Genomic DNA, 11,061 nt, shown 5'->3' with positions numbered 1-11,061 from the left:
TCTCTTGAATCGAAGTGGCTACTTTCAGAGTGTACTAGCGCAGGCCTGAAAATAAACCTAACATTGAAAATAAACGGCATCAGATTTAGCATTGTAATTCAATGTGTCTCTGTGGTCATTATCTTACGCGTTTTCCAGAGAATTCAGTCGGGGAATACAAAAAATGTGTCCAGACGAACAAAGTCGTGAGGCAAAAGAAAAGTACCAGGTTAATGCGTTTCAAAATGATATTCAGTCATTATGTAAGACTTTTTCATTACCTGAATTCGATTATGCCGATATTTCCCAAATGGAACGTTTAGCGGCAGCAATCAAACGCTGGCCTTTGCTTGCGGAATTAGCGAAACAAACCGGGAGTGTTTGATGGCCATTATTGGCTTACAAGGATTGCGTGGCGGCGTGGGGACAACTTCTGTGACAACAGGGCTTGCCTGGGCGCTACAACAACTTGAAGAATCTGTTCTGGTGATTGATTGTTCACCAGACAATATGCTGCGCCTGTTTTTCAATGTTGAATTCACCCGCCCGGGTGGTTGGGCTCGCGCGTTACTGGATAAAAGCGAATGGGCAGAAACCGCCTGGCGTTACACTTCGCATCTGGATATATTGCCGTTCGGGCAGTTGTCTCGTGAAGAGCAACAACAACTGGCCGCACAACCCGGCTATGCACAGGCTGCCGGGCAAATGATTGACAGTCTGGTAAGCCAGAATGCATGGCGCTGGATTTTGCTGGATTTACCCGCCTCAGAGACACCTTTCACTGAAGCGCTGACTGCGCGCGTTAATCACCACCTGGTCGTTGTTAACCCGGAAATGAATTGCCATGTTCGCCTGCATCAGCAGGCGGTTCCCAGTGGCTCACATATTTTGGTGAATAACTTACTGGTTGCCAGCCAGATACAGGACGACATTTGGCAGATGTGGCTCAAAAGCCAGTTGGCGCTGGTTCCGATGGTTCTGCATCGGGATGAAGCGATGGGTGAAACCCTGGGCGCCAAGCAGCCAGTGGGCGAATACCGCCAGGAAGCACTTATTACCGAAGAGTTAAACACCCTGGCGAACTGGTGCCTGCTGAATTTTGCCGGGAGTGCCTGATGAGCCGCCTGTTACGCTGTGTCTTAACCACGCCTGTGGCAGGTGCATTGAGTGCGCAGTATCGCCATTATCGCGCACACCGCACATCCCTTTTTAGTGCGGTTGTTGGGTGTATCTGGTTGTGCCTGGCCTGGTGTTTTTTACCACTGGAAAACGCCAACTGGCAAAGGGTACGCAGCAACTTTCGTCTTTGGTTCCCTCAGGTTAACCCGGATAAACCTGGCCCACTGGATGTTATTCGTATCCTGATCCAGGGTTGTTGGTTAGTGGTGTTGGTGCCCGGGGATCTGTCAGGGCTGGCTGTGCAGAAATATCTGAGCCGGGCTGCGGCCTGGCGTAAAGACTACCATGACTGGTTAACAGCATTACCTGGCAGAGTAAAAGCCCGGGCTGAAAGCCAGCAGCAGCGCCGTGAGCTACGCCATGTCTCGTCACGGATCCGCCGCCTTGTGCTGGGTGTGGTGGTGCTATTTTCTTTGACACTGTCGATTCTGTGCATTACCCAGCCCTTTACCCCACTGGCTCAGTTTGTCTTTTTATTATTGCTTTGGGGTATCGCTTTAGTGGTAAGGCGTATTCCGGGGCGCTTTCCGTCACTGATGCTGATTGTGCTGTCGTTGACAGTCTCCTGCCGTTACATTTGGTGGCGTTATACCTCAACACTGAACTGGAACGACCCATTAAGCCTGATGTTCGGCCTGATTTTGCTGTTTGCCGAAACCTATGCCTGGGTCGTTCTGGTTATGGGGTATTTCCAGATTGCCTGGCCGCTTAATCGCCACCCGGTTCCTTTACCCGAAGATCAAAGCCAGTGGCCGGTGGTGGATATTTTTGTCCCCACCTATAACGAAGACTTAAACGTAGTCGAAGGCACTATTTACGCTGCTTTGGGCATAGACTGGCCGAAAGATAAACTCAATATTTGGATTCTGGATGACGGCGGGCGGGAATCGTTCCGGGCTTTTGCTCAGAAAGTGGGTGTGAGATACATTGCCCGTACGTCACATGAACATGCTAAAGCAGGGAACATCAACAATGCGCTGAAGTATGCCAAAGGCGACTTTGTGGCAATTTTTGACTGTGACCATGTGCCAACCCGTTCTTTCCTGCAACTGACAGTCGGCTGGTTCTTTAAAGACAAGAAACTGGCCATGATGCAGACTCCGCACCACTTCTTCTCCCCGGACCCCTTTGAACGTAACCTGGGCCGTTTCCGTAAAACGCCAAATGAAGGCACGTTATTCTACGGGCTGGTGCAGGATGGCAATGATATGTGGGATGCAACGTTCTTCTGTGGTTCCTGTGCGGTGATTCGCCGTGGGCCACTGGATGAAATTGGGGGCATTGCTGTTGAAACGGTAACGGAAGATGCGCACACCTCACTGCGCCTGCACCGCCGGGGTTATACCTCCGCGTATATGCGTATTCCGCAGGCGGCTGGCCTGGCGACAGAAAGTTTATCCGCGCATATTGGGCAACGTATTCGCTGGGCGCGGGGGATGATCCAAATTTTCCGTATGGATAACCCGTTGTTTGGTAAAGGCCTGAAACTGGCGCAACGGTTATGCTATGCCAATGCTATGTTGCACTTCTTATCGGGCATCCCGAGGTTAATCTTCCTGACAGCGCCGCTGGCCTTCCTGCTATTTCATGCCTATATCATTTTCGCGCCTGCGCTGATGATTGCGCTCTTTGTTCTGCCTCATATGGTGCATGCCAGCCTGACCAACTCCCGCATCCAGGGGAAGTATCGCCACTCTTTCTGGAGCGAAATCTATGAAACCGTTCTGGCCTGGTATATTGCGCCGCCAACGGTGGTGGCACTGATTAACCCGCATAAAGGGAAGTTCAACGTTACCGCCAAAGGTGGGCTGGTGGAAGAAGAGTATGTGGACTGGGTGATTACCCGGCCTTATCTCTGGTTAGTGATGGTTAACCTGTTGGGTGTGGCTGTTGGGATCTGGCGCATGTTCTATGGCCCTGACCATGAGGTACTGACCGTGGTAGTCAGCCTCGCATGGGTATTCTACAACCTGATTATTCTGGGTGGTGCTGTTGCGGTGTCGGTGGAAAGTAAACAGGTCCGCCGGGCGCATCGTGTTGAGATTGCCATGCCGGCTGCTGTCGCCCGGGATGACGGCCACTTATTCGCCTGTACTGTACGCGACTATTCCGGTGGTGGGTTAGGTATTCACTTGCAAGGAACGGCGGCATTTTTGCAGGACCAAAAAGTGAACCTGTTACTTAACCGCGGTGACCAGGAGTTTTTCTTCCCGGCTCGAGTGGTGCGGGTGAATGGCCAGGAACTGGGGATACAACTCAGTGACCTGTCAACACAACAACATATCGATTTTATTCAATGCACATTTGCCCGTGCTGATACCTGGGCCCTCTGGCAGGACAGTTTTCCTCAAGATAAGCCAATGGAAAGCCTGCTGGATATCCTCAAACTGGGGTTTCGCGGGTACAGGCATTTGGCGGAATTTACTCCGTCAGGCATGAAGGTGGTATTTCGTTCTGTAACTACGCTGGTTGACTGGATTGTGTCGTTTATTCCACGTCGCCCCGACGCGGTAAATGAGGACGCGCGTCAGGACTCTGCTGGCTCAACAATGATGACAATGCGATGAAAAGAAAACTATCGTGGCTATATGCAGTGGCCGTCGGAATAGGGATGTTACCCGGGTTCACCGCGCTGGCGGCTCCAGGTGAAGCTCAGGTTCAGGCAGGTATTGAAGATAGCGCACAAGCCGTACCGGGAAATGCCGGCCAGCCGGAAACCATGGGCGTGGTTGAGCCTGGTGTTGATCATGCCGGTGCGCCAGTTGTTGCAGTTAATGCGCCAACGCGAGAAGTCAAACTGGATTTTGCCCGTATTGCACCGCCTCCGGGCAGCATGGTGTTACGTGGCGTCAGCCCTGATGGTTCTGTCGAGTTTGGTATGCGTAGCGACGAAGTGGTGAACAAGGCGATGTTACACCTTGAATACACCCCATCTCCGTCGCTGATTCCGGTTCAGTCACAGGTGAAGGTGTACCTGAATGATGAACTGATGGACGTTTTGCCCATCACTAAAGAGCAGCTTGGTAAAAAGACCCAGGCTGTTGTGCCTGTCGACCCGTTGTTTATTACTGATTTTAACCGGGTACGCCTTGAATTCATTGGCCATTACCGTGATGTGTGTGAAAACCCGGCGAATACCACCTTGTGGCTGGATGTTGCCAGAAGCAGCTACCTTGATCTGACTTTCCAAAAACTGGCTGTGCAGAATGATCTGTCACATTTCCCGGTCCCATTCTTTGACCCACGGGACAGCCGCCCGCTGAACTTGCCAATGGTATTTTCACATGCGCCAGACATAGACCAGCAGCAGGCTGCCGGGATTATCGCCAGCTGGTTTGGTTCACGCGCTGGCTGGCGGGGAAATAACTTCCCGGTGCTGTATAACGCGTTGCCTGACAGAAATGCGATTGTGTTTGCCACCAATAAAGACCGGCCGGATTTCCTGAAAGAGCACCCGCCAGTGAATGCGCCAGTAATTGAAATGGTCAACCACCCGGATAACCCTTATGTGAAACTGCTGGTGGTGTTTGGCCGTGACGATAAAGACTTGTTAATGGCGGCGAAAGCTATTGCGCAAGGTAACCTGCTGTTCCGTGGCGAACATGTGGTGGTAGACGGTGTAACGCCTTTGCTACCACGCAAACCTTATGACGCGCCTAACTGGGTGCGCACGGACAGCCCGGTCACATTTGGTGAACTGAAAACCTACGACGAGCAACTGCAATCGACCGGGATCGAGCCTGGCCCGGTAACGGTCAATCTTAACCTGCCGCCTGATCTTTACCTGTTGCGCAGTACCGGTATCGATATGGATCTGAAATATCGTTATACCGCACCACCCATGCAGGACAGCTCGCGGATGGATATCAGCCTGAATAACCAGTTCCTGCAGGCCTTTAACTTTGAGCCAAAAGATAAGAGCGGTAAGTTGTTGCTGCGCTTACCTGTTGTTCAGGGTTTGCTGGATCGTTCCCAGGATGTCTCTATTCCGGCTTTAAAATTGGGTGCGACCAACCAGTTACGTTTCGACTTCCAGTACATGAACCCCATTCCTGGTGGTTCAGTTGATAACTGTATTACCTTCCAGCCAGTGCGTAATAGTGTGGTGATTGATGATGATTCCACCATTGATTTCTCTCATTACTACCATTTTCTTGCGATGCCGGATTTACGGGCATTTGCTAATGCCAGCTTCCCGTTCAGCCGTATGGCGGATCTCTCGCAAACGTTGGTGTTTGTTCCGGCTAAACCCACCCCGGAACAGGTCACTACGTTGCTTGATGCACTGGGAACAGTCGGTGCACAAACCGGTTTGCCTGCTGTGAATGTGAGCCTGACAGATGATGCCGGTACACTGAGTAAGGCAGATGCCGATATTCTGCTGATTGGCCATTTGCCGGATAAATTCAATGACGATAAACAAGTCGATTTGTTGGTCAAAGCAACCCAAAGCTGGGTGAAAACACCGCGGCGTAATAGCCGGGATGGTTTTATCTACAACGCAGATGACCGTGCGGCTGATGTAAAAACAGATATCTCATCACCCGGGCCGATGGCCGCTATTATTGGCTTCCAGTCGCCGTTTAATAGCCAGCGTAGTGTGGTTGCAATGCTGGCAGACAGCCCACGCGGCTACACGTTACTCAACAATGCTCTCAACGACAGTGGTAAACGCGCAGCAATGTTTGGCTCCGTTGCTGTGATTCGGGAATCAGGCGTAAACAGCCTGCGTGTGGGCGATGTCTATTATGTCGGGCATTTACCCTGGTTTGAGCGCATTTGGTTTGCGTTGTCGAACCACCCGATCTTGCTGGCTATCTTTGCCGCTATCAGTGTGTTGTTACTCGGTTGGGTGTTGTGGCGGTTGCTGCGCATTGTGAGCCGCAAACGCCTGGAACCGGATAACGAATAATGCTCACCAGGCCATTCTGCGGGTTGTTGGTGGCCAGTGTATTGTTCATCTGCAGGCCGCTTTATGCGGCCTGCGAGTGGCCTGCCTGGACTCAATTTAAGCAAGATTATATTCGTGCCGACGGGCGTGTCGTGGACCCGAGCGATGCCCGGAAAATTACCACTTCTGAAGGGCAAAGTTATGCGCTCTTCTTCGCTCTGGTTGCTGATGACCGCGACACGTTTAACCAGGTACTGGGCTGGACACAAAATAACCTCTCTGCAGGTGCTTTAACGCGCCATTTGCCAGCCTGGTTGTGGGGAAAAAAAGACGATGGCAGTTGGGGCGTTTTGGACAGCAATGCCGCATCTGATGCCGATCTCTGGATAGCCTGGGCGTTACTTGAGGCCGGCCGCCTCTGGCAACAACCCCGGTTTTCGGCAATGGGAAGCGCTTTGTTACGGCGTATTGCGGATGATGAAGTCGCCTGGCTCCCCGGTTTTGGTTTTCTGTTATTACCCGGTAACGATGGCTTTACCAGTGATAATCGCTGGCGGCTTAACCCCAGCTATCTTCCACCGCAAGTGATTCAGCGCTTTGCCCGTTATGGCGAGCCATGGCGTTCGATGAGTGCCAGCATGGTGCCTTTTTTGCAGGGGAGTTCACCAGCAGGTATCGCGCCGGACTGGGTTGACTGGGTGGTCGATAAAGGCTGGCAACCCGCAGGGGAGCCAAAGGAAAACAGCGAATATAACGCCATTCGGGTTTACTTGTGGGTGGGCATGATGAGTGATGAAGACCCACGGAAAAAAAAGCTGCTGGCCCATTTTTCACCGGTCGCGGACATCATGAAGCAGCGCGCGTTACCTCCAGAAAGTATTAACTCCCGTACAGGCAAGCCTTCGGGCAATGGGCCTGTCGGTTTTTCTGCAGCTCTGCTGCCATTTCTGTCCGGCCATGCTCAGGAAGCACAGCGCCAGCGGACAGCATCCGCGTTTCCAGGCGCAGATGCTTATTACAGTTATGTGCTGACGCTGTTCGGTCAGGGATGGGATCAGCACCGTTTCCGGTTTACTTCGCAAGGTGAGTTATCACCTGTTTGGGGGCGGTTATGCGCAACTTCACACTAAATTTTCTTGCGCTGTCTTTAGGGATGGCACTGACCTTTCAGGCTCAGGCTGAAGTATCTGCTCAACAGCACTTACTGGAGCAGGTACGGCTTGGCGAAGCGACCAATCGCGATGAGCTGGTTCGCCAGTCACTTTATCGCCTTGAGCTTATCGCGCCGGACGACCCTCAAGTCGTTGCCGCGAAAATGCGCTATGAATTGCGCCGGGGCGACAGCGCGGCGGCAAAAAAAGATCTGGACCGGCTGGCGCAGTTGTCTCCGGGGTCAGATGTGTATTACCAGGCAGTAAACAGCATGACGCTGGCCAGCAGCGCAGGGCGCCAGCAATTGCAGGAAGCGCGGCTATTAGCTGTAGCTGGCAAAACCAGTGAAGCGATAGCGGCCTATAAAAAACTGTTTAACGGGCACCCACCGCAAGGTGATATGGCTGTGGAATACTGGAGTGTGGTTTCCAGCGACCCGGCACAGCGTAATCAGGCTATCAATGCGCTCAGTGCGCTCAATCAGCGGTATCCCAGCACCCAACTGCGCAGCAAGCTGGCACAACTGTTACTCGCTAATGGCCGCCGTGAAGAAGGCTTCAAAGTACTGGAGCAAATGGCCCGTTCCCGGGATGGCCGCAGTGAAGCATCTGGCCTTTGGTACGACCAAATATCGTCACTTCCTCCATCAAACAGTGCCGTTCAGGCGCTGCAACGTTACCTTTCCATTTTTACTGACGGTGACAATGCCGACAAAGCACGCAGCCAACTGGCGGATATGCAGCAAAAACTGGCTGATCCGGCATTTCGCCAGCGTGCCAATGCACTGGCTGCGGTGAGCAGTGGTGATGCGGCGAAAGCATTACCCGCATTGCAGAAAGCAGCTGCTCAGCCACAATCTGATGGCGAAGTGATGGGCGCGTTGGGGGAAGCCTGGTCGCAAAAAGGTAACCGGGCAAGAGCCGTTCAGTCTTTTGAACAGGCACTGCGCCTGGAGCCAGACGGGCCAAATAGTGACCGCTGGAAAGGGTTACTTTCCATGAACCGCTACTGGTTGTTAATTCAGCAAGGGGATGATGCTCTCAAAGCACAAAACACCGACCTGGCTCAGCGTAAATACCAGCAGGCACGCAATACTGATAACACAGACAGCTATGCCGTGTTGGGCCTGGGCGATGTCGCGGTTGCCCGTAAAGATGATGCCCTGGCGGAACGCTATTATCAGCAGGCATTGCGTATGGACAGAGCCAACAGCAACGCGGTGCGTGGCCTGGCGAATATCTACCGTCGCCAGTCGCCAGAAAAAGCCAGTGCCTTCCTTAACAGCCTGTCTGCGGCACAACGCCGAAGCGTGGATGATATTGAGCGCAGCCTGCGCGATGAGCAACTGGCTGACCGTGCTCAGGCTCTGGAAGAGCAGGGGCAGTGGAACCAGGCGGCAGAACTCCACCGCCAGCGCCTGGCAATGGACCCGGAAAGTGTCTGGGTAACCTACCGCCTGGCGAAAGACTTGTATGCGGCAGGCAGGCATGACGAAGCCGATACGCTGTTTCGCAACCTGGCTCGCCGCCACCCCAGTGACCCGGAACAAGTTTATGCCATGGGGCTCTACTTGTCCGCCAATAACCAGGATAGCGCGGCACTGGCTCATCTTGATACGCTGCCCCGTAGCCAGTGGACAGACAATATCCATGAACTGGCAGGCAGGCTGAACACCAATAAAGTGATGGACGATGCCAATCGCCTGAGGGATAACGGCCAGGAAAAACAGGCGGTTGCCTTACTTGAACAGCAAACACCTTCACCGCGTATTTCGCTGACTCTGGCTGAGTGGGCCGCAGCCAGGGGAGACAAAGCACAGGCGCAACGCCGCTACGAAGGCCTTATTCAGCAAGAGCCGGATAACCTGGATGCCCGCCTTGGCCTGGCGGAGTTGTTTATCAGTGAAGGCGACAAAACAGCTGCACATCAACAAATTACCGCTGTAGAACAAGCAAAAGAAACTGCACCGTTATCATTAAATACCCAACGCCGCCTGGCTGGAGCGCTGGATGCAACAGATGAAACGGCAAAAGCACGCACACTGTGGCAAAAGATTATCCCGGAGGCGAAAGCGCTGCCGCCTTCGATAGACAGTGCCCTTGTGCTGCGTGATGCTGCTCGTGCTCAGGCGAAAAATGGTGATCCCGGCCAGGCTCTTGATACCTGGCGTGATGCGATGGTGGCGGCGGATATAACGCCAACCCGGCCTGAGGATAACGACACTTTCACCCGCCTGACCCGCAACAATGCCAGTGATGACTGGCTCAAGCGTGGTGTACGCAGTGATGCGGCGGATCTTTATCGCCAGCAGGATGTGAATGTCTCGCTGGATTATGACTATTGGGGTTCCAGTGGTACGCCGGGGTACTCAGACCTGACGGCACACACCACAATGTTGCAAGTGGATGCGCCGTTATCTGGCGGGCGGATGCTGTTCCGTACCGATATGGTGCATATGGATGCCGGTAGTTTCCAGGCCGATGAAAATGGTAACTATGACCCGCGCTGGGGGACTTGTGATACCCGCAGTAATGACCCTAACCTGAGTTATGCTGACAGCCTTCTGCCATGTAGTGGTAGCCGTAACCAGACTGCGACCGGGGTTAGTGTAGCTGTGGGCTGGCGTAATGATACCTGGGCGATGGACCTGGGGACGACGCCAATGGGCTTCCCGGTTGTGGATGTGGTTGGGAGCCTGAGTTACAGCAATAAAGTGGGCGTTATTGGTTATACCGTGGATGCGCACCGGCGGCCTGTATCCAGCTCATTGCTGGCGTTTGCCGGGCAAACGGATGCTAAAAATACAGTTGATTCAAATGGTGGAAAACATACTGGCGTCACCTGGGGCGGTGTGCGGGCCAATGGTGGCGGCATTAGCCTGAGTTACGATCAGGGTGAAGCGAACGGTGTCTGGTCCAGCCTGAGCGCAGACCAGCTCACGGGTAAAAATGTGGCAGATAACTGGCGGGTACGCTGGATGACGGGTTACTACTACAAGCTTATCAATGAAGATAATCGCCGGGTCACCGTGGGCCTGACCAATATGCTGTGGCATTACGATAAAGACCTCAGTGCATATACCCTGGGCCAGGGCGGCTACTACAGTCCTCAAAAATATGTGTCTTTTGCCCTGCCTGTTACCTGGCGCCAGCGTACCGAAAACTGGTCCTGGGAACTGGGTGGCTCAGTATCCTGGTCCCATTCACAGTCCAATTCGCAACGGCGCTACCCCATCAGCGGCCTGATCCCCGATAATTATGCAGATAAATATGACGATATCAGTGGCAGTAGCAGTAACGGTATCGGGTACACCGCCCGGGCCATTATAGAGCGTCGCCTGACGTCTCACTGGTCACTGGGGTTAGGTATCGACATCCAGGAAGCAAAAGATTACACCCCAAGCCACGCAATGCTCTTTGCGCGTTACTCACTGGCCGGGTGGCAAGGCGATATGAACATGCCGCCACAGCCTTTAGTGCCATATGCTGACTGGTAACCTGCGCGTCATACTTCGCGCTGCAGCTGTGTTGGCAGCCTCAGCGCGCCCTGGTCACTTACCAGTGTAAGCTCCCGGGAACTTGCCTCGTTGCCGCCTTGCTGCAACCCGAATTATTTAGCGCAGGCGGTGGGTTAATTTTACGCGGTGCTGGCTGCCTGCCAGTTATCTGTTAGTTCGGGGCAAATTGCGCGCCGTGTCAGCCACACTGATTTTACTCACCCACTGTGCCCGGCGCCCGCAGGGGGCACTGGCCCCACCCCCTATTGTGGCCGGCAAAATCGCCGCTACGCGGACATTCGGCTTACCCCGGCGGCCTGTTCGGGTACCGCTCCGAGTCGGCTTCCTGCCTCCCGTCGCTCTG

6 protein-coding genes are annotated in these 11,061 nt (G+C 53.5%); all 6 read left to right on the top strand.

The features are described from left to right. Positions 1-163: 163 nt before the first annotated feature. Genes bcsR through bcsC form a run of 6 tightly spaced genes read left to right on the top strand, consistent with a single transcriptional unit; the run spans position 164 to position 10,697 of the window. The gene (bcsR, locus tag DES37_RS16375; RefSeq protein WP_036107152.1) at positions 164-364 is read left to right on the top strand and encodes a cellulose biosynthesis protein BcsR; all 201 of its coding nucleotides are present in this window, start codon (positions 164-166) and stop codon (positions 362-364) included. Further along, positions 364-1,095, top strand: coding sequence for a cellulose biosynthesis protein BcsQ (gene bcsQ, locus DES37_RS16370; protein WP_036107155.1), 732 nt, complete (start codon positions 364-366; stop codon positions 1,093-1,095). Before bcsR ends, bcsQ begins: the two co-directional genes overlap by 1 nt. Continuing rightward, the gene (gene bcsA / locus DES37_RS16365; protein WP_110026837.1) at positions 1,095-3,725 is read left to right on the top strand and encodes a UDP-forming cellulose synthase catalytic subunit; all 2,631 of its coding nucleotides are present in this window, start codon (positions 1,095-1,097) and stop codon (positions 3,723-3,725) included. The genes bcsQ and bcsA overlap by 1 nt, the downstream gene beginning before the upstream one ends. After that, entirely contained in the window at positions 3,722-6,070 is a 2,349-nt protein-coding gene (gene bcsB / locus DES37_RS16360) for a cellulose biosynthesis cyclic di-GMP-binding regulatory protein BcsB (protein ID WP_110026836.1), read from the top strand. The genes bcsA and bcsB overlap by 4 nt, the downstream gene beginning before the upstream one ends. Then, positions 6,070-7,179, top strand: coding sequence for a cellulose synthase complex periplasmic endoglucanase BcsZ (gene bcsZ, locus DES37_RS16355; RefSeq protein ID WP_110026834.1), 1,110 nt, complete (start codon positions 6,070-6,072; stop codon positions 7,177-7,179). Before bcsB ends, bcsZ begins: the two co-directional genes overlap by 1 nt. Continuing rightward, a complete protein-coding gene (gene bcsC / locus DES37_RS16350; RefSeq protein ID WP_110026832.1) occupies positions 7,161-10,697 on the top strand; it encodes a cellulose synthase complex outer membrane protein BcsC in 3,537 nt (1,178 codons plus the stop codon). The genes bcsZ and bcsC overlap by 19 nt, the downstream gene beginning before the upstream one ends. Positions 10,698-11,061: the final 364 nt, after the last annotated feature.

The organism is Mangrovibacter plantisponsor (genome assembly GCF_003182475.1).
Taxonomy (GTDB): Bacteria; Pseudomonadota; Gammaproteobacteria; order Enterobacterales; family Enterobacteriaceae; genus Mangrovibacter; species Mangrovibacter plantisponsor.
The sequence above is the reverse complement of the archived record's forward strand: the minus strand, read 5'-3'. Positions and strand labels throughout refer to the sequence as shown.